General features: G+C 63.4%; 20 protein-coding genes and 1 pseudogene. 7 read left to right on the top strand and 14 right to left on the bottom strand.

What is annotated here, in order from left to right; genetic code table 11:
* The 4 genes and pseudogenes from XpopCFBP1817_RS12690 to tsaD all read right to left on the bottom strand — a co-directional run.
* Positions 1-214, bottom strand: a pseudogene (locus tag XpopCFBP1817_RS12690) (helix-turn-helix domain-containing protein); the annotation flags it as partial.
* A gap of 128 nt (positions 215-342) precedes the next feature.
* Positions 343-2,514, bottom strand: coding sequence for a glycoside hydrolase family 3 N-terminal domain-containing protein (locus tag XpopCFBP1817_RS12685; RefSeq protein WP_128417407.1), 2,172 nt, complete (start codon positions 2,512-2,514; stop codon positions 343-345).
* A gap of 199 nt (positions 2,515-2,713) precedes the next feature.
* Positions 2,714-3,073, bottom strand: a complete 360-nt coding sequence (gene folB / locus XpopCFBP1817_RS12680) for a dihydroneopterin aldolase (RefSeq protein ID WP_128417406.1) — start codon at positions 3,071-3,073, stop codon at positions 2,714-2,716.
* A 74-nt stretch (positions 3,074-3,147) separates the two neighbouring features.
* Positions 3,148-4,212: a tRNA (adenosine(37)-N6)-threonylcarbamoyltransferase complex transferase subunit TsaD gene (gene tsaD / locus XpopCFBP1817_RS12675; protein WP_128417405.1), complete on the bottom strand. Its 1,065-nt coding sequence runs from the start codon at positions 4,210-4,212 to the stop codon at positions 3,148-3,150.
* Between the two features lie 280 nt (positions 4,213-4,492).
* Between tsaD and rpsU the strand changes: the two genes are divergently transcribed.
* The 6 genes from rpsU (at position 4,493) to XpopCFBP1817_RS12645 (ending at position 11,321) form a co-directional block, all read left to right on the top strand.
* Complete coding sequence (gene rpsU, locus XpopCFBP1817_RS12670; protein ID WP_002808376.1) at positions 4,493-4,708, top strand: 30S ribosomal protein S21; 216 nt, start codon at positions 4,493-4,495, stop codon at positions 4,706-4,708.
* A gap of 135 nt (positions 4,709-4,843) precedes the next feature.
* Positions 4,844-5,290, top strand: a complete 447-nt coding sequence (locus tag XpopCFBP1817_RS12665; RefSeq protein WP_128417404.1) for a GatB/YqeY domain-containing protein — start codon at positions 4,844-4,846, stop codon at positions 5,288-5,290.
* 247 nt (positions 5,291-5,537) lie between these two features.
* Positions 5,538-6,485, top strand: coding sequence for a YihY/virulence factor BrkB family protein (locus XpopCFBP1817_RS12660; protein ID WP_128417403.1), 948 nt, complete (start codon positions 5,538-5,540; stop codon positions 6,483-6,485).
* Between the two features lie 127 nt (positions 6,486-6,612).
* Entirely contained in the window at positions 6,613-8,361 is a 1,749-nt protein-coding gene (gene dnaG, locus XpopCFBP1817_RS12655) for a DNA primase (RefSeq protein ID WP_128417402.1), read from the top strand.
* 112 nt (positions 8,362-8,473) lie between these two features.
* Complete coding sequence (locus XpopCFBP1817_RS12650) at positions 8,474-9,475, top strand: bile acid:sodium symporter family protein (RefSeq protein ID WP_128417401.1); 1,002 nt, start codon at positions 8,474-8,476, stop codon at positions 9,473-9,475.
* Between the two features lie 265 nt (positions 9,476-9,740).
* Positions 9,741-11,321 (top strand): thioredoxin family protein, encoded by a 1,581-nt coding sequence (locus tag XpopCFBP1817_RS12645; protein ID WP_128417400.1) that lies wholly within the window; start codon positions 9,741-9,743, stop codon positions 11,319-11,321.
* Positions 11,322-11,527: 206 nt separating this feature from the next.
* Here the strand turns inward: XpopCFBP1817_RS12645 and cyoE are convergent, their stop codons facing one another.
* From cyoE to XpopCFBP1817_RS12625, 4 genes are read right to left on the bottom strand one after another with little or no spacing between them, the layout of a single operon-like run.
* Complete coding sequence (cyoE, locus tag XpopCFBP1817_RS12640; protein ID WP_128417399.1) at positions 11,528-12,424, bottom strand: heme o synthase; 897 nt, start codon at positions 12,422-12,424, stop codon at positions 11,528-11,530.
* Positions 12,425-12,426: 2 nt separating this feature from the next.
* A complete protein-coding gene (locus tag XpopCFBP1817_RS12635; RefSeq protein ID WP_128417398.1) occupies positions 12,427-13,590 on the bottom strand; it encodes a COX15/CtaA family protein in 1,164 nt (387 codons plus the stop codon).
* 10 nt (positions 13,591-13,600) lie between these two features.
* Complete coding sequence (locus XpopCFBP1817_RS12630) at positions 13,601-14,176, bottom strand: hypothetical protein (protein WP_128417397.1); 576 nt, start codon at positions 14,174-14,176, stop codon at positions 13,601-13,603.
* 27 nt (positions 14,177-14,203) lie between these two features.
* Positions 14,204-14,929, bottom strand: a complete 726-nt coding sequence (locus XpopCFBP1817_RS12625; protein WP_128417396.1) for an SURF1 family protein — start codon at positions 14,927-14,929, stop codon at positions 14,204-14,206.
* A 59-nt stretch (positions 14,930-14,988) separates the two neighbouring features.
* On the opposite strand from XpopCFBP1817_RS12625, the gene XpopCFBP1817_RS12620 reads away from it, so the two are divergent.
* Positions 14,989-15,207, top strand: coding sequence for a twin transmembrane helix small protein (locus XpopCFBP1817_RS12620; RefSeq protein WP_115050948.1), 219 nt, complete (start codon positions 14,989-14,991; stop codon positions 15,205-15,207).
* A gap of 109 nt (positions 15,208-15,316) precedes the next feature.
* Here the strand turns inward: XpopCFBP1817_RS12620 and XpopCFBP1817_RS12615 are convergent, their stop codons facing one another.
* Genes XpopCFBP1817_RS12615 through XpopCFBP1817_RS12590 form a run of 6 tightly spaced genes read right to left on the bottom strand, consistent with a single transcriptional unit; the run spans position 15,317 to position 20,069 of the window.
* Positions 15,317-16,192, bottom strand: coding sequence for a cytochrome c oxidase subunit 3 (locus XpopCFBP1817_RS12615; RefSeq protein ID WP_128417395.1), 876 nt, complete (start codon positions 16,190-16,192; stop codon positions 15,317-15,319).
* A gap of 42 nt (positions 16,193-16,234) precedes the next feature.
* On the bottom strand, positions 16,235-16,825 hold the full coding sequence (locus XpopCFBP1817_RS12610) for a cytochrome c oxidase assembly protein (protein WP_128417394.1): 591 nt from the start codon (positions 16,823-16,825) through the stop codon (positions 16,235-16,237).
* Positions 16,822-16,995 carry a hypothetical protein gene (locus XpopCFBP1817_RS12605; RefSeq protein WP_128417393.1) on the bottom strand — a complete coding sequence of 58 codons (174 nt, stop codon included), beginning with the start codon at positions 16,993-16,995 and terminating at the stop codon, positions 16,822-16,824. The genes XpopCFBP1817_RS12610 and XpopCFBP1817_RS12605 overlap by 4 nt, the downstream gene beginning before the upstream one ends.
* The gene (gene ctaD / locus XpopCFBP1817_RS12600) at positions 16,976-18,580 is read right to left on the bottom strand and encodes a cytochrome c oxidase subunit I (protein ID WP_128417392.1); all 1,605 of its coding nucleotides are present in this window, start codon (positions 18,578-18,580) and stop codon (positions 16,976-16,978) included. Before ctaD ends, XpopCFBP1817_RS12605 begins: the two co-directional genes overlap by 20 nt.
* 39 nt (positions 18,581-18,619) lie before the next feature.
* Positions 18,620-19,576: a cytochrome c oxidase subunit II gene (coxB, locus tag XpopCFBP1817_RS12595; RefSeq protein ID WP_128417391.1), complete on the bottom strand. Its 957-nt coding sequence runs from the start codon at positions 19,574-19,576 to the stop codon at positions 18,620-18,622.
* Positions 19,577-19,592: 16 nt separating this feature from the next.
* Positions 19,593-20,069, bottom strand: coding sequence for a DUF2244 domain-containing protein (locus tag XpopCFBP1817_RS12590; protein WP_167393927.1), 477 nt, complete (start codon positions 20,067-20,069; stop codon positions 19,593-19,595).
* Positions 20,070-20,111: the final 42 nt, after the last annotated feature.

Raw genomic sequence — 20,111 nt, 5'->3', positions numbered from 1 at the left:
TCGCCGCCTCATCCTCAATGGACAACACGGTGGAACACGGCTGCCTCGGCCCGGTCGGCACATCGGCAACCGAGGTCCGCTTCTTCCACTTCGCCACCGTCTTTTGATTGATGCCGTAACGCTTGGAAAGCGCTCTCAGGCTCTCTTGAATCTGTTGTATCGCTCGACGGATCGCCTCAGTCGTAGTGGCGCTCCCATGTAGAACCTGGCCCATTGTGCTTGCTTCCATTCGAGTGAAAAGAGTGCACCATCAAAGCCTGGGATCAAACACCTAGCTGCTGGAAATACCATCAACCGAAAGCGGCGATTCCAACCGCATCCGCTTCCAAATCACGAACGTTTTCAGCCTTCCAGCAACTCGAAGGTCACTGCCTCGCCACTCTTGGCCGATGCGCAAACCCACACATCGAACAGCCCCGGCTCGGCACCGAACACGCCCTTGGGATTGGTGAAGGCCAGCGCTTCACGCGCCAGGGTGAACACCACGTCCCTGCTTTCGCCAGGCTGCAACAGCACCTTGCGAAAGCCCTTGAGTTCGCGCACCGGGCGCACGCGGCTGGCCACGCGATCGTGCACATACAGCTGCACCACTTCTTCGCCGGCAACGCTGCCGGTATTGATGACGCGCGTGGTGATGGTCAGCGTCTGATCCCAACCGAGCTGCGCGCTGCTCAACTGCGGCTGCGCATATGCAAAGCTGGTGTAGCTCAAGCCGTGGCCGAACGGATACAACGGCTCGTTGGGCATTTCGCGCCAGCGCGCCTTGTACTCGGACAAGGTCGGCAATTCCGGGCGGCCGGTGCGCAGATGGTTGTAGAAATACGGCTGCTGCCCGGTCACCTGCGGAAAGCTGATCGGCAGCCGCGCAGACGGGTTGTAATCGCCGAACAACACATCGGCCACGCCGGTGCCCGTCTGCGTGCCCAGATACCAGGTGACCGCAATCGCATCGGCATCGCGTACCGCACCGCTCAACGCCAGCGCACGCCCGTTGCGCAGCAACACCACCATCGGCGTACCGGTGGCGGCAATGGCTTCGGCTAGCGTCTGCTGTGCCGGCGGCAATACGATCTCGGTGCGCGACTGCGCCTCGCCACTGAAACGCTGCGGCTCGCCCAACGCCAGCACCACCACGTCGGCGGCCTGCGCCGCATCGATGGCGGCGGAAATCCCGCCTGGCAGCGCCTCTTCCAAGCCGCAGCCAGGCACCACGCTCAGATGCTCGCTACCGATCACAGCACGCACGCCCTGCTCCAGGGTCACGTAGCGTTGCTTGTCGCCGAACAAGGTCCAGCAGCCCTCGATATTCTCGCGGTCCTGCACGAACGGCCCGATCAGCGCGATATGCTGTCCGCTTTTCTTAAGCGGCAACACGTCGCCGTCGTTTTTCAGCAACACGATCGAACGCCGTGCCGCATCGCGCGACAGCGCATCGTGCGCAGGCAGATGCGCGGTGCAGGCTTCGCGTGCCGGATCCAGCGAGCGGTACGGGTTGTCGAACAACCCGATCGCCTCTTTCAGCTGCAGCATGCGGCGCACGCTGGCATCCAGCGTAGCCATCGGCACCTCGCCGCTTTCCACCAGCGAGGGCAGATGCGCGGCATAGAAGCCGCTCTGCATGCTCAGGTCCAGACCGGCCAGAAACGCTTTTTTGGTCGCATCGCGCTCGTCGGAGGCGTAACCGTGCGCAATCAGTTCCATGTCGGCGGTGTAGTCTGAAATCACCACGCCGGGGAATTGCCACTGCCCGCGCAGGATCTGCGTCAGCAACTCATGGTTGGCGCTGGCCGGCACGCCGTTGATGTCGTTGAACGAGGACATCACGGTCAGCGCGCCGGCATCGAAAGCGGCCTTGAACGGCGGCAGATGCACATCTCGCAGGGTCTGCGGCGAGATGTCCACGGTGTTGTATTCCATGCCCGCCACTACCGCGCCATAGGCGGCGAAGTGCTTCGGGGTCGCAAGCAACGAGTCGTCGGCTTTTAAATCGCTGCCCTGGAAGCCGCGCACACGGGCGGCGGCAAACGCAGCGCCCAGCAACACGTCTTCGCCGGCGCCTTCCGCGCCACGGCCCCAGCGCTGATCGCGCGCGATGTCCACCGCCGGTGCGTAGGTCCAGTGCAAACCGGCGGCAGTCGCTTCGAGCGCGGTGGCGCGCGCGGTGCGCTCGGCCAGTTCCGGCTCGAAACTGGCGGCTTCGCCCAGCGGAATCGGGAACACGGTGCGCATGCCGTGGATCACGTCCGCAGCCAAAATCACCGGGATGCCAAGACGGCTCTCTTCCACCGCCACTGTCTGGATCTGCACGCCCAACGCGGCGCCGACACCATTGAACAACGAGCCCACGCGCCCCTGCCGCACCTGCTGCAGCACTTCGTCGGCGTTAAGTACATTGGCTTCAGGATTCACGTCCGGCGCGAACGGCCGCACCATGTCGGCGAACACACCCAACTGTCCCACCTTCTCTTCGACGGTCATCCGGGCAATCAGGGTTTCGATACGATCAGCAGCCATGAGATCCTTGAGAAAACGTTTACATGGCCGTCAATTCTAGCCTGACGCGACCGCGAGGATGCAAGTTTCGGGAAGCGGGAAAAGGCGGGATTGGGGATTGGGGCGTCGTATTGCAGCAAGAGCAGGTTATGCGCATGCGTTGGCTCCACGCATCACCAAGGTCCAAGCCCACATCCCGTTGCAGGCGGACGCCTGACATCTATAGAAAGCCACGCTCACGCTCGATGATCACGCCAACCGCCTGCGCGCCGCGCACCGCGCACGGCTTGCTCAGCTTCAGCCGCAGCCACTGCACCTGAAACTCGTCCAGCACGATCGCCGCGCAGCGCTCGGCCAGCGTTTCCACCAGCCCGAAGTCCGATGCCTGCACGAACTCGATCAACCGCTTGCTCACCGCCTTGTAGTTCAGCGTGTCGGCGATGTCGTCGCTGGCGGCCGGAATGCGGTTGTCGAACCCCATCTCCAGGTCGAATCGCAGCGTCTGGCGGATGCGCCGCTCCCAGTCGTAGATACCGATCAGCGCATCGATTTCCAGGCCTTCAATAAAAACTTTGTCCATGGGTGACCGTGATTGGGAAGTAGGGATTCGGGTTTGGTGAAAGCGGGGAAAACATCAAGCGAAGGGACGGGCTTCTACGAACCCCTACTCCCCACTCCCGAATCCCGCGCCGCCGCCAACGGCTGCAAGCTCGCCATATCCCAGCGGGGCGTCACATGCACCGCCGCATCGGCGCGCTCGCCGGCTTCCAGCCGCAGCGCGCCGGCGAAGGCGATCATCGCGCCGTTGTCTGTGCACAAGGCCGGCCGCGGGAAGCACACCCGGCCGCCGCGCCGTTGCGCCGCTTCCTGCAGGCGCGCGCGCAGGCGCTTGTTCGCGCCCACGCCGCCGGCTACTACCAACGTGTTGCAGTCGGCCGCATCCAGCGCGCGCAGGCACTTGATGGCCAGCGTCTCCACCACCGCATCCTCGAACCCGCGTGCGATGTCCGCCCGCGTGGTGTCGGACTGGTCGCTAGCGCGCCAGGCCAGCAGCACCTGGGTCTTGAGCCCGCTAAAACTGAAATCCAGGCCCGGACGGTCGGTCATCGGTCGCGAGAATTTGTAGCGCCCCGGTGTGCCGCTTTCGGCAAGGGCGGCCAGTTGCGGGCCACCCGGATACGGCAAGCCCATCATCTTGGCGGTCTTGTCGAAGGCCTCGCCGGCCGCATCGTCCAGCGTCTCGCCCAGCACTTCGTAACACCCAAGCGCCTTGACCGACACCAGTTGGGTATGGCCGCCAGAGACCAGCAGCGCCACGAACGGCGGCTGCGGCGGGTCGTCTTCCATCAAGGGCGCCAGCAGATGGCCTTCCATGTGATGCACACCGATCGCCGGCACGTCCAGCGCCCAGGCCAGCGAGCGCGCCACGCCCGCACCGACAAGAAGTGCGCCTACCAGGCCCGGGCCGGCGGTATAGGCCACGCCATCGAGCTCGTCGATGCGCAATCCGGCCTCGTCCAGGGTCTGGCGGATCAGCGGCAGCAGCTTGCGCACATGGTCGCGACTGGCCAGCTCCGGCACCACCCCGCCGTATTCGGCATGCAGCGCAATCTGGCTGTAGACCGCATGGGCGCGCACGGCAGGCACGCCGGACAGGGCGGTGTCATAGACCGCCACACCGGTCTCATCGCACGATGATTCGATCCCAAGAACTTTCACGGCAACTCGGCAGACAGGCACATGCTGCCTATTTTCGCAGCTTTTCCCCTGCGCAGATCGCTCAAGGGCGATCTGCTGCACCGCCATGTGATCACTGCCCGATCAGACCCAAACGCACGCTTTTATAGGCCTGCAGACGCAAATCTTGCTCGGGACTTGCAGGTCGTTGGCAAGTCGTTATAATGCGCGGCTCGCCGGGGCAACCCGGAAATTCCGTCACGCGAGTCCGCTCGCACCCGCCCGGGGCTCCCGGACGGAAATCCCATTATCTGGAGAACCCATGCCCAGCGTTAAAGTCCGCGAGAACGAGCCCTTCGAATTTGCGCTCCGCCGTTTCAAGCGCACCTGCGAAAAGGCCGGCGTGCTGGCCGAAACCCGCAAGCGCGAGTTCTATGAAAAGCCGACCCAGGAGCGTAAGCGCAAGGCTGCCGCTGCTGTGAAGCGTCAGTTGCGTCGTTCCTCGCGCGACGTTACCAAGCGTCAGCGCTTGTACTGATCGAATGCGGTTCCTTGCCGATGTGCATGCGCTGAAGGCGCGGCTCATCGTGATCGAACCCCAGAGCCGGCACGCGCAAGCGTCGCCGGCTCTTTGCATTGGTCTTTTTCAACACGCAACCTCAGGAGTCACCGCATGCCCCTCAAGCAGCAGCTCACCGATGACATGAGAGCCGCCATGAAATCCGGCGACAAGCACAGCCTTGGCGTGATCCGGCTGATCAACGCCGGGATCAAACAGAAGGAAGTGGACGAGCGCATCGAGATGGACGATGCGGCAGTGATCGCCGTGCTCGACAAGATGGTCAAGCAGCGCAAGGACTCGGTGACCCAGTTCGAAGCCGCCGCGCGCGAAGACCTGGCGCAGATCGAGCGCGAGGAGATCGTGGTGATCGAGCGCTACCTGCCGGCCAAGATGGGCGAAGCGCAGATCGCCGCCGCCATCCAGGCCGCGATTACCGAAACCGGCGCCAGCAGCCCCGCCGACATCGGCAAGCTGATGGGCGCGCTTAAGCCCAAGCTGGCCGGTCAGGCCGACATGGGCCTGGTCTCGACCCTGGTCAAGAAGAGCCTGGCGGGCTGACGTCCGCCTCAGCGTTGCCCTGTGCCTAATCGCCAGGGCAATGCAGATAGTCGCGCAAGCATGGCTATCTAGGTGCCGCATCGTGCGCACCAAATGGCGCGACATCCAGCGCCCGCTTTCACCAGACCTTCGATTCGGCCCTGTTAGAACAAGTGCGCCAGCGCAGGCGCGGGCGAAGCATTCCGCATACCGGTTTCGCCCACCCACACCTGCGCCCATCACGGTATGCCCAAGGATTTCCCCGCTGGTGACGAAGCTCTCAACCGAACACCTGCAGAAGCATCTGGGCCGCCTGCAGCGCAGCCTGCCGATGGCACTGCTGAATCGTTTTCTGGAAATCGACGTGATGACGCAGGCCGCGTCTCTGTCGTTCTACGCCTTGCTATCGCTGTCACCGCTGTTGGTGCTGCTGTTGTGGCTGACCGCATCGCTGTATCCGCCTGCGCAGGAAGCCTTGGTACAACAGATCGCGCAGTTGGCTGGCGGTAGTGCCGCCGAAGTGGCCGACACGGTGATCCGCAATGCTACCGATCAACCGGGCGTGGGTTCGCTGGCCGGACTGTGGAGCACGTTGTTGCTGTTCGTCGGTGCCACGGCGGTCTTCGCGCAGTTGCAGAACGCATTGAACCTGATCTTCCGCACCGACAAGGAGCGCCTGGAAGGCGTCATGGCGTGGCTGAAGAAGCGGGTCTTCTCGTTCGGCGTCATTCTGGCGCTGGGCTTCTTGTTGATCGTGTCGATGATCGCCACCACCGCGCTGCAAGTGGCGTTCGCACGCCTGCCCTCGGTGCTACCTGCGATCGGTTATGTCACCACCCTTGCGCTGTATTCGCTCGCATTCGCCTTCCTGTATCGCTATCTGCCCGATCGCACCGTGAACTGGCGGCAGGCCTTTGTCGGCGGTGTCATCACCGCGCTGCTGTTTACGTTGGGGCGTTACGGCATCGGTCTGTACATCGCCGAGGCGGCGCCCGGCAGCGCCTATGGTTCGATGGGCACGCTGGTGATCCTGCTGGTGTGGATGTACTACGCCTCGGTGGTGTTCTTCGTTGGCGCCTTGCTGACTGCAGTCATTGATGAGCGGGTGCGCTCGCAGCGCAAGCTGCGCGAGGCTGGCATGGATACGGGCAACCTGCCGCCGGTGGTCGCCGAACCAAGCGCTACACCACAACCGGAAGCGCCTGCACGCAGTTGAACGCAGCGGTGCGGTCTGTGCCACGCGTGATCGGGTTGCACGCACGGCTTCGCTAAAGGCGGTTGCTCGCTAAAGCGAGTCGTTCGCTGAAACCGGCGAGCGCCAGCCCCTAAGATATCCTAGCGGGATGGCCCGCATCCCCGACGCATTCATCGACGAACTGCTTGCACGCACCGACATCGTCGAGGTGGTGGGCGGTCGCGTGCCGCTCAAGCGTCAGGGCAAGGAATATTCGGCGCGCTGCCCGTTCCACGACGAGCGCTCGGCCTCGTTCACGGTCTCGCCGACCAAGCAGTTCTATCACTGCTTCGGCTGCGGCGCGCACGGCACCGCAATCAGCTTTTTGATGAATTACGACCGCCTCGAATTTCTCGATGCGGTCGACGAGCTGGCCAAGCGCGCCGGCATGGACATCCCGCGCGAGACCCAGCAGCGCACGCCGCAGCAGCAGGACGACAGCCGCGAGCTGTATTCGGCACTGGAAGCGGCCACCCAGTTCTTTCAGCGTCAGCTCGAGGGCAGCGACCGCGCCCGCGACTATCTGCATGGGCGCGGCGTGGATGCCGACAACCGTGCACGCTTCCAGATCGGCTACGCGCCCGATGGCTATAGCGCGTTGAAGGACACCCTGGGCACCGATGCGCGCCGTATGAGTGTGCTCGAACGCGCCGGGCTGTTTTCCAAGAACGATCGCGGCCATGTCTACGACAAGTTCCGCGACCGGGTGATGTTCCCGATCTTCGACCGCCGCGGCCGCGTGATCGCCTTCGGCGGACGCATCATGGGCGCGCCGGCCGATGGCCGCGACCCGGGCCCGAAGTACCTCAATTCGCCGGAAACCGCGCTGTTCCATAAAGGCCGCGAGTTGTACGGTCTTTGGCAGTTGCGCCAGGCCAATCAGAAAATCGAGCGGCTGATCGTGGTGGAGGGCTACATGGATGTGGTCTCGCTGTTCCAGTTCGGCGTCACCCAGGCGGTGGCCACGCTGGGCACGGCGACCACACCCGAACATGCCGAACTGCTGTTCCGCAATGCGCCAGATGTGTACTTCTGCTTCGACGGCGACAACGCCGGCCGCAAGGCGGGCTGGCGTGCGCTGGAATCGGTGCTGCCGCGCATGAAGGACGGCCGCCAGGCGTTCTTTCTGTTCCTGCCCGATGGCGAAGATCCGGACACCATCGTACGCAAGGAAGGCGCGCAGGCCTTCGATCAACGGCTGAAACAGGCCACGCCGCTGTCGCAGTTCTTCTTCGACGAGATGTCGCGCGAGATCAACCTGCACACGCTCGACGGCCGTGCGCGTCTGGCCGAACGCGCACGGCCGATGCTGGCGCAGATTCCCGAAGGCGCGTTCGGCGATTTGATGAAGCAGGAACTGTCGCGCCTGACCGGCGTGGGCGCGAATGCGTCGACGCCGGTATCCACGCCACAAGGGCGGCCACCTGCACGCATGGGCGCGCCGCCGCAAAAACGCAGCCTGGTACGGGCATCAATCGCCATCCTGCTGCAGCAACCGTCGCTGGCGATGAGCCTGGAAGGCGAGCATGACTTTTCCGGCCTGCGTCTGCCCGGCATCGGCTTGTTGATGGAACTGCTGGCACTGGTGCGGCAACGCCCGGAAATCGGCACCGGCGCACTGCTGGAACACTTCGCCGAACGCGAAGAACAGGCCGCGCTGCAGAAACTGGCGGCACAGGCATTGCCCGGCGACGAACGCAGTTGGACGATGGAGTTGCACGACGTCGTCGCGCAACTGGACAAGCAATTGCTGCGTCAGCGCCTGGACGAACTGCAGGACAAACAGCGCGCGCAGGGCCTGGACGACACCGACAAGTACGAGCTGCGCGAACTATTCAAAGCGCTCGCCGCGTTGTAGCGGGTGTTTCCACGATTGGGATAGGTCACCTTGTCGTGCCCGGTGCCCAAGTGGCCGCACATCGTAGAATGACGCGTACCATGCGCCTGATCGCGCACTATTCGGGACCTCGATGAAGAAGCTGTTGGCGCGATTGCGCATTGATCCATTCACCCTCGCGCTACTGTGCACGGTCACGCTCGCTTCGTTTCTGCCGGTCTCCGGCGCCGCCGCAGCGATCATGAACGCTGTCACCGACGTGGCGATCGCCACGTTGTTCTTCCTGCACGGCGCGCGGTTGTCGCGCGAGGCGGTTAAGGCCGGCGCGCTGCATTGGCGCCTGCATCTAGTGATTCTGGCCTGCACGTTCGTGTTGTTTCCGCTGCTCGGGTTGTTGTCCAAACCACTTGCGCATCTCGCGCTGACACCTGAGCTGTATGTCGGCGTGCTGTTTCTGTGCGCGCTGCCGTCCACGGTGCAATCGTCGATCGCGTTCACTTCGATGGCGCGCGGCAACGTGCCGGCCGCGGTCTGTGCAGCCTCGCTTTCCAGCCTGTTGGGCGTGTTTCTCACGCCATTGCTGATGGGCGCACTGGTCGGCGGTCAAGGCGCGATGGCGCACCCTGCCGAGGCGATCGGCAAGATCATGCTGCAGTTGCTGGTGCCGTTCCTGGCCGGGCATTTCCTGCGTCCGTGGATCGGCGGCTGGGTCGAACGCCATCGCGCCGTGCTGCGTTACACCGACCAGGGCACCATCCTGCTGGTGGTCTACACCGCCTTCAGCGCATCGGTGAACGAAGGGCTGTGGCAGAAGACGCCGTTGCCAGCCTTGCTTGCCGTGCTCGGTGCGGCCGCACTGTTGCTGGCCGTTGCGATGCTCTCGATCACCTTCATCGCGCGGCGCCTGCACTTCAGCCGCGCCGACGAGATCGCGATTGTCTTTTGCGGCTCGAAGAAAAGTCTGGCCACCGGCGTGCCGATGGCCAAGGTGATGTTCGCCGGCGGTGGCCTCGGCGCCATTGTGTTGCCGATCATGCTGTACCACCAGTTGCAGCTGATCGTCTGCGCGTTCGTGGCCGCACGGTATGCGCGCACCGCGCCGAGCGAGCCGCCAGCCGATGCCGATGGTCACTGAGCGTGACGATCACTGCACCGCGGTGATCTGATCGATGACAGCCAGTCAACCCGCGCTGCGTGACCTACGGATGCCTGCTTGCTGCCGGCGCGTTGCATCTGCCGCCATCGCCAAGCCAGTACGCTCCGAGCGACACCACTTTGCACTGCATATCGGTGCGGGTTGTAAGCAGATATAAAACGGTTATGACGCACTCCAACGCTGGCACAGCGCCGCTCGCTAGAGTGTTGGATCCACCTCCTGCCGTCCCCCATCGGTGATTGCCATGACGCTGTCGTTCCGACTCCCCTCCCCGTCCTTGATTGCGCTGCTGGCGGTGCTGGCAACGCTCACTGCCTGCAACAAGCCTGCAACGCAGGCAGCACCCGCACAGACCAAGGCGACGGCCTCGCCGGCCGCTGCGTCCAGCATCGCCTGGCGCGAAGGCGATGTCGAAGATGCCTTCGCCGAGGCCAAGGAAAGCGGCAAGCCGATCCTGCTGTACTGGGGCGCGGCCTGGTGCCCGCCGTGCAATCGCCTGAAGGCCACCTTGTTCAAGGATCCGGCCTTCATCGCCCGCACCCAGCAGTTCGTGGCGGTGCATTTGGACGGCGATTCGGAAGGCGCGCAGGCCTGGGGCGAGCGCTTCGGCATCAAGGGCTACCCGACCATCATCGTGCTGCGCCCGGATCGCAGCGAGATCACCCGTCTGGCCGGCGATGCCGACAACGCGCGCCTGGCCGATGTGCTGCGCGTCGCAGCCAAGAGCACCAGCACCGCCAAGCAACTGATCGACACCGCATTGCAGACCCCGCAGCAACTCAGCGCGGACGACTGGACGGTGCTCGGCAATTATGCCTGGGGCACCGACGATCGGCTGATCAAGCCCGATGAGGCCGTCGATGTGCTCACGCGTTTATCCAAATCGGCCCCGCAGCCAGCCCTGCAACGCAGCTTCGCGCTGGCGGCGATTGCCGCCGCCAAGGACCCTCCTGCAGCCACTGCAGCTTCGCGCACGCTGCTGGAATCGGTGCTGGCCGATCCGGCAGAGGTGCGCGCCAATCGCGGCACACTGACCTACGTCCCCGCGCGTCTGGTCGCCGCTGCCAGCAGCGATACCGGCGAGCGCAGCACCTTGTCCAACGCGCTGAATCTGGCCTTGGACAAGGTCTACGCGGACAGCGCGTTGCCGATTGCCGACCGGCTGGGCACCGCATACGCGCAGATCCAGCTTGCACGCCTGGCGCAAGGCCAGCCCACCGAAACCGAAGCAAAAGGCCCGCAACCGCCGCTCCCCAAAACCGTGGTCGACACCGTGCACCAACGCGTGCAATGGGCAACCGACACAGCCAAGACCGATGAAGAGCGCCAATCCACCATCAGCAGCGCCGCGGCGCTGCTGAGCGAAGTGGGCGACGGCAGCGGCGCCGAGCAGTTGCTGCTGGCCGAGTTGGCACGCAGCAAGACGCCGTATTACTACATGCCCGAACTGGCCGATCTGGCCGAACAACGCGGCGATAAAAAGACCGCGCTCTCCTGGCTCAAGAAGGCCTACGAGAGTGCACAAGGTCCTGCCACCCGCGTGCAGTGGGGCGTGCTGTATGTGGGTGGGCTGATCCGCCTGAGTCCCGACGATACCGCCGGCATCGAAACGGCCGCCACGCAGGTGATCGGTGAGCTTGCCGGGCAACCCGACGGCGACCGTCAACGCACCCGGCAGCGCTTCGCCACGCTTGGCGCTGCACTGAAGACCTGGAGCAAGCAGCATCACCCGGAAAGCAATGCGGTGCTGAGACGATTGCAGCAGAAGATGCAGACCAGCTGCGGCAGCAAGAACACCAGCGATTGCGCCAGCTGGCTGAGTTGAGCCGGCGCAACGGTGCAGGCAGCTGCGCAGCGATTCAGAGCGGCCAGCAAAATATGGCCGGTTGTTGACCGGCAGATGTTGGGCGGCGCTTGGAGCTGGCGTTTACGCGTGGTACACGCCTGTTCCGAACATGGACCGCACTTTTCTGACGGCTGTGCAGTGAGGTGTTGATGGCTCTTAGCGGAAGCTGCCTGTCGCTGTCACGGCTATCGCACCCAAGGCAGCAGCAAATGGTCCACCATCAAAAACGCAAACAGCGCCATCAGATACACGATGGAGTACCCGAACATCTTCATCGAAAACAGTTCGTCCGGCGGGTCGAGCATGCGCCACGCGTACCAGAGAAACACCACGTTGAGCACCAGTGCGCCGCCCAGATAGAACACCCCGCTCATACCTACCGCCACCGGCAGAAGCGTCACGATCGCCAGCAGCACCGTGTAGACCAGGATCTGCCTGCGCGTATGCGGCACGCCGTGGGTCACCGGCAACATCGGGATCGCGGCCTTGGCGTAATCGGCGCGCCGGAAGATCGCCAGCGCCCAGAAATGCGGCGGCGTCCAGATGAAGATGATCAGTACCAGCAGCGAGGCATTGATCCAATCGGCACTGGTCGGTAGCCCGGTGACCGCCGCCCAGCCCAGCATCGGCGGGGTGGCGCCGGCAAGCCCGCCGATCACGATGTTCTGCGGGGTCGCACGCTTCAGGTACACGGTGTAGATCACCGCATAGCCGATCAGCGAAGCGAAGGTCAGCACCGCGGTGATGATGTTCACCCAGACCACCAGAATGGTCATGGAGATCACGATCAGCACGCTGGCGAACAGCAGCACCTGCCACGGCCGCACCTTGCCCACCACCAGCGGGCGCCAAGAGGTGCGCGCCATCTGTGCATCGATCTTGGCATCGAGCAATTGGTTGATCGCCGCTGCCGCCGACGCGGCCAGCCAGATACCCAGAAAGCCCAACGCACCGGTGCGCACCTGCAGCCACGTCGGCACGTCGGGGATGGCCAGGAACATGCCCACCAACGCGGTGAATACGATCAGTGCCACCACCTTGGGTTTGGTCAGATCCCAGTAATCGCGTGCGCTGACAGCCATGTTCACTCCGGCGCGCGCAGCCGCGCCAACAGCGAGACCAGCACGAACAACAATGCCACCGCCCCGCCGTTGTGCAGCACCGACACTTCCAGCGGCAACGCCAGCTTGACGTTGAGCATGCCCAGCGTCACTTGCACCGCCACCAGCACCGCCAGCGCACCTGCCCACACGCGCATGCCCGGCGAGCGCGACAGGCGCCAGGCCAGCCACCACAGATACAGCGCGGTGGCAATTGCGCACAATCGGTGCGCAATCTGGATGGCGATGCGCGCCGCGCCATCGAGTACGCCACCTTCGTAATCCACCCCGATCCCGCGCCAGAGCGTGAAGCCTTCGCGGACGTCATGCGGCGGCCACCATTGGCTCACACAACGCGGGAAATTGTCGGCCGACCAGCTACCGCCGCCGCATGCCAGCGCTGCGTAGTTGGCACTGACCCAACCGCCCAGCGCGATCTGCAGGCCCAGCACCGCCACGCCCAGGCGCAGCAACCACTTCAACCGCGAGGCCTCGGCCAGCGTGATCGGCAGATGCGTCGCGCGCCAGGCCATCCATACCAGCAGCGAGAACATCAGCATGCCGCCGAGCAAATGGCCCGTCACCACGATGGGTTTGAGCAGCAGCGTCACCGTCCACATGCCCAGTAGTGCCTGGAAAATCACTACCGCTAGTGTCAGCACCGCCGCACGCGCCAGATCGATATTGCTCCAGCGCAGCGCCGCCAGCAGCAGGATGGCCTCGCCCGTGATCGCCACAGCGGACGCCAACGCATGCCAGCCGGACATGTACAGCGGGATCGACAACGCAACCAGCACCGCCGTAGAGACCACCTGCGCAATACCCATGCGTCGGCGCCGCACCGCCAGCAACGACAGCGCCAGCACTTCCACCCCGAGCGCGCCGGCCAGGAAACGGTGCACCTGCTCGCGCCAGGCCTTGTGCGACTCCAGCGGACGGATCTTGCTGGCCACATGCGTGTTAGCTTCATCGGTGGTCTTCGGCCAGGTGACGCGGCCGTAGCAGGTCGGCCAATCCGGGCAGCTCATGCCGGCATCGGACAGGCGCACGAACGACCCGAACAGGATCGTGCTCGCAGTGAACACCGCAGCCAGCCAGGCCATGCGATGGAAGTGGCGGAACAATGCCGGTGGCGCAAACAGATTCATCGAAACGGGCTCACATCAGTTTCAGCAGCTTGACCAGATCGGCACGCAGGCCGGCCGGGTCGAACCCTGGGGCATAACGCAGGATCACGAAGCCGTTGGGGTCGATCACATACACCGGCACGCCGGCAGTATCGGTAGCGCGCGGCAAGGCCTGCCGCAGCCGCGCATCGTCGCGCAACACACGCAGGGCCGGCATCGGCGGCAGACCGGCTGGCGGGGCGCCGATCCACAACACATCCACCTTGTCGGCGCGGTGCCCAAGCAGTTGCCACACCTTGTCCAGCTCCGCTGCCAGCGTTACGCACTGCTGCGTGCAATTCGTGGGCGGAGCGAGCGCGATACGCCACACGCGTTCGGCAGGCGTCCATGCATACGGCTGCCCGTCCGCGCGCAACGGCACCAGCGCACGCAGGTCGGCGGGCGGGGTGAGCAGTTCGCCGTGATTGCGCATTGATGCCGGCTGCCATCCGGAGAAACGCAGCACGCCGGCCAGCAACATCGAGCCGAAGAACAGCGCCGCCAGGGCAATCAGCATCCTGCGGCCGCGTTTGACCAAGTGCGGCGTGGCCGATGTGGATGAGGTCATGTCGGCGATTTTCTCATGCCGCAAGCGTCAGTGCCCGCGTCGACGACGCCGCCGCGCGCGCCACGTCAGCAGTGCCGCGGTGACCAGCACCGCTGCCGCCAGAACGAACCATTGCACCGCATAACCCAAATGCCGTGCGGGTGGCAGCGTGTTCGGCAGCATCTCCAGATCGCGCGCATAACCAACCGGTAGGGCCGGATCCAGCCGCAATACCTGCGACGAAATGTCGCGCCTCCCAAACGCGCTGCGCAGAGCGGTTGTATCCAGACGCGTGGCCAGCCAGGTCTGCGGCGCATTGGTGGCCGCCAATGCCGGCCCAATCGCAAGTCCAGCCGAAGGCGGCGCGCTCAGCAACCCCTGCAGTGCCTGGGTCCCTTGCAGTGGCGTGATCGTCGGCAACTGCCGATTGGCCGGCAACGGCAGCCAGCCCAGATCGACCAGCAGCGTGACAGGGCTGCCTTGCGGCGAGGCAAGTTGATAGACGTGAACACCAGCGCGCCCGGCATGCAGTTGATTGTCCAGCAACACCTGCTGCGGCAGAAAACCCACGCGCCCGCTGACCCAGGCAAGTTCGTGTGGCGTGCACAGCGCCCGCACCAGCGTCAACGGCGTCTCGCGCACATGCGCCGCACGTTCCAGCAAGGCTTGTTTGCTATGCATGCGCTTCAGCTGCCATTGCCCCAGCGCAACACAACACGCGCTCACCGCCAAGGCCAGACACCAACCCAACACCAACGGGTGCTTGCGCATCATGACAAGCGACGCAAAAAGGCGTGCAATGCCGCTACCACGCTGACACCACCGGGGCTGTTGTGAACGATTCGCTCAAGACGCTGCTGATTGTCGCCTTCCTGATCGTGATCCTATGGAACCTGGGCGCAGGCCTCTACTACCTGCTAACCGACCGCGGCGAGACCAGACGCACCGTCAACGCACTGACCTGGCGCATCGGTCTATCGGTCGCGCTGATCGCGGTGGTGATCCTCGGCATCTACACAGGCTGGATCAAGCCGCATGGGCTTGGGCGCTGACGCTTCGGGAATGGACAGTAGGAAATCGTAAAGGCGGAAGCAGGCTCGCTCTTCCGATTTCCGATTTCCGATTTCCGATTTCCGATTTCCGATTTCCGATTTCCGATTCTCAAAGTACATACACGAACAAAAACAGCGCCAGCCACACCACGTCGACGAAGTGCCAGTACCACGCGGCCGCTTCAAAAGCGAAGTGGTTGTCGCGGGTGAAGTGACCTCGCGCCACGCGCAGCCACATCACTGCCAACATGATCGTGCCCAGCAGCACGTGCATGCCGTGAAAGCCGGTGAGCATGAAGAAGGTCGAGCCGTAGATTCCCGACCCCAGCGTCAGATTGAGCTCGGTGTAGGCGTGGATATATTCCTCGGCCTGCAGAAACAGAAACAGGCAACCCAGCAGCACGGTCAGACCCAGCCACACCAACAGCACACCGCGACGACCACCCTTGAGCGCGTGATGGGCGATGGTCAAGGTCACGCCGGAGCTGAGCAGAATCAGCGTATTGATCAGCGGCAAGCCCCACGCCGGAATGGTCTGGAACTGCCCACCGATCGTGCCGGGGCCATTGGTCGGCCACGCAGCGGAATAGCCATTCCACAGCAGCTCGTTGGTCATCACACCATCGCCTTCGCCCCCCAGCCAGGGCAGCGTCAACACGCGCGTGTAGAACAACGCACCGAAGAAGGCGCAGAAGAACATCACCTCAGAAAAAATGAACCACACCATCCCCATGCGGAACGAGCCATCCACCTGGCGGTTGTAGTGCCCGGCATTGGATTCGCGGATGACATCGCCGAACCACATGAACAAGGTCGCCAGCAACATCGCAACGCCCGCGAAGAACGTCCAGCGTCCCCATGCCGCGTCGTTGAGCCAGCTGGCCACGCCGATCATCATCACGAACATCGCAATCGACCCGACAAACGGCCACTTACTATGGCTCGGGACGAAATACGCGTCGGCGTTGGGACTATGGTCGGCCATGGCGTTGCTTCCGTGTCGGTGGTACGTGTAGTGGAGGAAGGATTACGGCGCCGCGCGCGGCGCGCTGGATGCGCCACCGCCTTGCAACTCCGAGGTCAGGGTGTCGTTGCGATAGAACGTGTAAGACAAGGTGATCGTGGTGACCTCCGGCGGCAACGCAGGGTCGACGATAAAACGCAGCGGCATATCGCGCGTTTCGCCAGCCTGCAAGGTCTGCGCGGTAAAACAGAAACATTCGGTCTTGTTGAAATACCCGGAGGCACGCGCTGGCGCGACCGATGGCACCGCGCTGCCGACCACCGCACGCACACTATCGTTGCGCGCAAAATACAGCGCCTCGTTGAGTTCGCCCGGCACCACGTCCATCGTCATCTGCTCGGGATGGAAGGTCCACGGTAGCTTCGAATTGACCCCGGCATCGAACTCCACCCGCACCGTGCGCTTGCCCGCCCCTGAAATCGAAGCAGCACTCGCACGGGTGCTGCCAGGTGCGCGCTCCATGCGAATTCCGAAGACTTTTTCGCAAGCGATGCGGTACAGCGGCACCAGCGAAAAGGTCAGCACGAACACGCCCAATACCACACCCAGCAGCTTGAACAAGCCGGCGGTCGGTGCAGGTGCGCGGGCGTTCATCGCCCGATGACTCCTGAAGCAATGAAACCTGCGTAAATCAGCAGCGCGACGATGCCGACAGTGATCGCGGTGCGGCGCACGGCACGGCGCTGTTGCGCATGCCGTTCTGCAGCGGAGAGTAAACGTGCTACAGCCGGCAGCGGCGCGGACTCAGTGACCGATGTCTTCATGCGCAAGATCTCCAGGCTTGATCACCGGCGGCACGGTGAAGGTATGCGCCGGCGCAGGCGACGGCACCGTCCACTCCAGTCCCTTTGCGCCTTCCCACGCACGCGCTTCGGCCTTCGCACCATTGCGCAGCGAGGAAAACAGAATGCCTGCCATCAGGAACGGGGTGGCGAACATGCCGAACGCACCGATCGAGCTGATCAGATTCCAGTCGGCAAACACCACGTTGTAATCGGGAATACGCCGCGGCATGCCGGCCAGCCCGAGAAAATGCTGCGGGAAGAACAACAGATTGACGAACACCATCGTCCACCAGAAGTGGAACTTGGCCCAAGTCTCGTTGTACATGCACCCGGTCCACTTTGGCCACCAGTAATACACCGCCGCAATCAGCGCGAACACCGCACCGGTGACCAACACATAATGGAAATGCGCGACCACAAAATAGGTGTCGTGATATTGGAAATCTGCCGGCACGATCGCCAGCATCAGGCCCGAGAACCCACCAATGCTGAAGAGAATCACGAATGCCACTGCCCACAACATCGGCGAGTCGAACGTCAGCGCCCCCTTCCACATCGTGCTGACCCAGTTGAACACCTTCACCCCGGTCGGGATGGAGATCAGCATCGTGGCGAACATGAAGTAGATTTCGCCACCGAGCGGCATGCCCACGGTGAACATGTGGTGCGCCCACACGATGAAACTCAAAAATGCGATCGCCGCGATCGCATAGACCATCGCCTGATACCCGAACAGCGGCTTGCGGCTGAAGGTCGGGATGATTTCGCTGACCACGCCGAACGCCGGCAGGATCATGATGTAGACCTCGGGGTGCCCGAAGAACCAGAAAATGTGCTGGTACATCACCGGGTCGCCGCCGCCGGCCGCATTGAAGAAACTGGTGCCGAAGAACTTGTCGGTCAGCAACATGGTTACCGCGCCGGCCAGCACCGGCATCACCGCGATCAGCAGGAAGGCGGTAATCAGCCAGGCCCAGCAGAAGATCGGCATCTTCAACAGATCGATGCCGGGCGCGCGCATGTTGAGCACGGTGGCGATGATGTTGATCGCCCCCATGATCGAACTGACGCCGGCAACATGGATCGCAAACACGCTGAAAGCCACGTTATAGCCGCCTTGCAGCGACAGCGGCGGGTACAGCGTCCAGCCACCGGCAGGCGCGCCACCGGGCAGGAACAGAGTCAGCAACAACAAGGTGAATGCCACCGGCAGCAACCAGAACGACCAGTTGTTCATGCGCGGCAGCGCCATATCCGGCGCGCCGATCTGCAGCGGAATCATCCAGTTGGCCAGACCAACGAACGCCGGCATCACGCCGCCAAAGATCATCACCAATGCATGCACGGTGGTCATTTGGTTGAAGAATTCGGGTTTGACGAACTGCAACCCGGGCTGCATCAATTCAGCGCGGATCACCACGCTCATCGCCGCGCCGATGATGAACATCACGAAAGAAAACAGCAGATACAGCGTGCCGATATCCTTGTGATTGGTCGAGAAGAACCAGCGCTCGACGAAACCGGGCTGGTGGTGTCCGTGGTGATCGACTGCGGTATGCGCCATGACGGAACGACCTCTATAAAACGGTGCGGTTGCGAGCGATTAAAGAGCGGCGGTCGGTGCGGCAGCTGGAGCAGGCGCGGCGGCTGGAGCGGCCTCGCCAGCAGGCGCTGCTGCAGGTGTGTAAGCCGGCGCCGGTGCCGGCGTGCCTGCCGGTGCAGCGGGCGTTGCGCCGGCACTGCGCCGCGCCGCCAACCAGCGCTGGAATTCGGCCTTGGGCAATGCCTCCACCACGATCGGCATGAAGCCATGATCTTTGCCGCACAACTCGGCGCACTGCCCGCGATACACGCCCGGCTGCTCGATATTGGTCCATGCCTCGTTGACGATGCCGGGGATCGCGTCCTGCTTCCAGCCAAGTGCCGGCACCCACCACGCGTGAATGACGTCGTCGGCCGTGATCACAAAGCGGATCTTGGTGCCGACCGGCAGCACAAGGCGGTTGTCCACATCCAATAGATAATGCGGCTGAGATGTAGCGGTCGGGCGCTCGCCACTCTGGCGAATGCGATCGGATTCGCGCGCCAGCCGGCTGGTGAATTCCACGCCCTGGCCCAGATACTCGTATTTCCACATCCACTGGTAGCCGGTCACCTTGACGGTCATTTCCGACTCACGGGTGTCGTACATCGCAATCAGCTTGGCCGTCGCCGGCCAGGCCATCGCGATCAGCACCAAGACTGGAATCACCGTCCACAATACTTCTACTGTGGTGTTGTGACTGAATTGCGCAGTCACCGCGCCCTTGGACTTGCGGAACTTGAAGATCGCATAGCCCAGCGCGCCGAACACCAGCGCGCCGATCACCACGCAGACCCACAGCGCCACCATGTGCGCCTCGTAGGCCATTCGCGCGGTCTGCGTGACCCCGCGGCCCATGTTGAGCTGCCATTCCTTCGGGTCGGCCGATTGCGCCCAGGCGGCCGGCGCGCTCAGTAGCGCTACTATTGCCAGACCCAACTTCGTGTACGTCGCCTTCCGGCTGCTGCGTTGCGTCATTGCCTAGACCCTTACGTCATCGGTGACGGCCATTGGCGGCCGCGAGCAAGCGTTTCAGCGTAATTGCCAGCTCCACACGTTCGGCCGGCCCGAGAAAAATTCCGATCTCGATCTGCCTGCCGCTGCTTATCAGCAACACTCTGTCGTCGCGTTCCACACGTAACCGCACCCAGTGCGGATGTGCCTGAAACGCTGGTGGCGCATTCTCAGACGGAAACACCTCAACAATGGTGTCCCCCACACGGATCGCTTCTTCACGCTCGCCACTTCGCCATAACTGCCGTAGCGCCAGCGCTACCACGCCACTGTGCAACAGGGCGAACACCGGCGCGAACGCATTGCCGGTCCACCACCCCAAGCCTGCAAATAACCACATCGTTCCCGCCAACACTGCGAACAACTGCACGAATTGCCTGGCCGACAGTGCCCGCCGAGGCCGCAATCGCACATGCGTCCCGACCCTGAGGTTTCCCCACGTTTTCCCGAGATAGATCAGCTGGTTGCACCCGGATCGTGTAGAAACAAGTGCGCGCAT

The sequence above is a fragment of the Xanthomonas populi genome, assembly GCF_002940065.1.
Classification (GTDB): domain Bacteria; phylum Pseudomonadota; class Gammaproteobacteria; order Xanthomonadales; family Xanthomonadaceae; genus Xanthomonas; species Xanthomonas populi.
The sequence above is the reverse complement of the archived record's forward strand: the minus strand, read 5'-3'. Positions and strand labels throughout refer to the sequence as shown.